This is a genomic window from Microvirga sp. HBU67558, assembly GCF_018069605.1.
Lineage (GTDB): Bacteria > Pseudomonadota > Alphaproteobacteria > Rhizobiales > Beijerinckiaceae > Microvirga > Microvirga terrae.
In genome coordinates this window covers 1-2,261 of record NZ_JAGPUP010000353.1, presented here as the reverse complement: position 1 = coordinate 2,261, position 2,261 = coordinate 1, and the positions used below count along the sequence as shown (strand labels likewise).

The 2,261-nt window shown below is 60.4% G+C and carries 2 protein-coding genes; both read right to left on the bottom strand.

All coding sequences use genetic code 11. From position 1 onward, the window contains the following. Positions 1-680 (bottom strand): IS5 family transposase (locus KBI52_RS01780; protein ID WP_210804925.1); only part of this gene is annotated, 680 nt, incomplete at its 3' end. Positions 681-1,585: 905 nt separating this feature from the next. Next, entirely contained in the window at positions 1,586-2,119 is a 534-nt protein-coding gene (locus tag KBI52_RS01775) for a pantoate--beta-alanine ligase (protein ID WP_114949004.1), read from the bottom strand. Positions 2,120-2,261 lie beyond the last annotated feature (142 nt).

Genomic DNA, 2,261 nt, shown 5'->3' with positions numbered 1-2,261 from the left:
TCGCGGTACACGCGTCCGAGATAGATCTTCAGCCGCTTCAGTTCGCGGCGCATGCGCCGCATCTGACGGGCATGGGCGTAGCGGCCGACCTGCACGGCCGCGCGTTTGGCCAGACGGGTGTGGGTCTGCCGCAGCTCGAGGCCATGCCGCTTGGCCTGCCGCACCAGAGCCTGCAGCGCCTTGAGATAGAGCTTGGCGTCGGTGGGATAAGTGATGGCTTTGGGCTGCACGGTGGTGTCGACGCTGATCCGCTCCAGGCTCGAGGGCAGCACCGCGCCGCTGTCCAGCCCGGCCTGGATGGTGGCCGCCAGCAGGCTCTCGAGTCCGTCGGGGCCGAGCCGCTTGCGCCAGCGCGTCAGCGAACTGGGATCGCACGGCAGCTGATGCTGGAAGTACTCACAGCCACAGAACCACTGGTAATACGGGTTCTCGATCCAGCGCTGCACCACCGCCTCATCGGACAGGTTGAAGGTGTGCTGGAGATACGACAGCCCGACCATCAGGCGCGTGGGTTTGGCGGGCCGCCCCAGGGGCCGATAGAAGCGGCCGAACTCCTCATCAAATCTGTCCCAGTCGATCAAAGCAGCCAGGCGGAACAACGCGTGGCGGGGATCGAGGATCTGGTCGAGGCGGCTGCGGTAGAGATCGCCGGAGCTCGGCATTGTCGGCTTGGGTCCCATGGCAAAACACCAGGTTTGAGCGGGTCCGTCCCCAGATGCTGGCATTCTACAATGCTTCGTGACAACGAAGAATCCTTCTGCCTCAATCAGTTGTGGGTTATTCAGGGCCGACGACTTAGTGATAAAACACCGGCTCGGAGAATATCCTGCGAGGGGTCGTCAACTGCATCTGGCTGACACAGGCGCAAAACGTTGGCAGTGTCGTTCGTGGCGCATCGCTCTCTCGACGAGGTTCTAGCAGACTCGTCACCCGTCTCAATACACCGCCCTTCCAACACCGTCATCACTCAGCTTCTGAAATCACTCGCGCTGAGTAAGGCCCGTGGTTTGGAAGAGATAGTAACTGGTAAATCGCACCCCTGCCTGTGCCGCCCGGCTGAAGAAACCGAGCGGTGTCGCGTCGGCAGGGCGAAGCACCTGATCAAACGCCCAATCGTTCGAGTTAATGAAGCTAGGTACAGGACAATGCTCAGGCACAGCGCAGATGATTTTGGGGAGGTGCCGGTTTCTGAATAGATTGTAGGTGTAGTCCCGTGTTACTGGTGCGGCAGGAGTCACGTGGTGAGCAGACATCATGGGGCCTCTCCCCTAAAGCCAGCGTTTGAGAGTTATTGATTTTCTATGCCCGGTACATTGTGCATAAGGGCGCTGCCATCGCGCAGTACTCCTCGAGAGTCTTCGTGAATGGACTGTAGCGGGATTTGCGGAGGCTCTAAATCCTGACAGGATAGAGCCATGACGAGGAGAACACCACCGTAGTCACCAGAGATGACGAACCTCTGCGGTGATCGGCCCTTGTGACAGACCATGCTCCTCACACCAGGCCTGGAGCGTTTCCGCCGCTGCTGCACCGGTCAGCCGGCTGCTGAGGTCATGAATCAGGGCATGGGGCATGGGGTGGAGTGTCATGACGGTTGCGGCGCTTCCGCACTCATCCTCGCCTGGTGGCCGATCACATGCGGGTCCAACTCGAGCTCGCGATCGTCCAGAGCTTTCGGCGGCGGAATCAGGAGAACATTGTTGATCAGGCGCGTAGGCCCGCCATAGGCGGCCACGCAAAGAGCGGTCGGTTTCTCGGCCAAGCCCTGGATAGCGCACACGGTCCTGGCATCCTGCAGCTCGAGATACTGCAGCTGGTCGACCTCGGTCATCTGCGATCGGGCAACTGCGATCAGCCTGTCGCTGACGCACTCGCCCTCCCCGTACGCAGTTTCCGCGGCGAGCAGGCTGCGGTCGAGGCAGAGCGCTCTCGTACGATCGGTCGGGCCGAGGTTGCTGTTGCACCTGATGAGTGCCAAACAGTCGGACTCGCGCACCGTCGGAACCGTGACAACCTCGATGGGAAGATTGAGATCCCGCACCATCTGCCGGATCACGGCGCATTGCTGGAGGTCCCTCTGGCCGAGGAAGCTAGCGCTGAAGAGTCTTGCTGCACCCATGGTTGGTCCCTATCCGCGCAACATGATCCGATTTCTCAGTGATGCGATTGCCGAAAACAGAACAGCGCCACTGATCGCTCCGAACAGTGATGCTCCAACAACATGCGTGTAGACATTCTCCGGGATCTGCATCGAGAAAGAG

Coding starts and splice junctions, on each gene's coding strand:
- KBI52_RS01775 (WP_114949004.1), bottom strand. CDS start 2,119: ATGGGTGCAGCAAGACTCTTCAGCGCTAGCTTCCTCGGCCAGAGGGAC.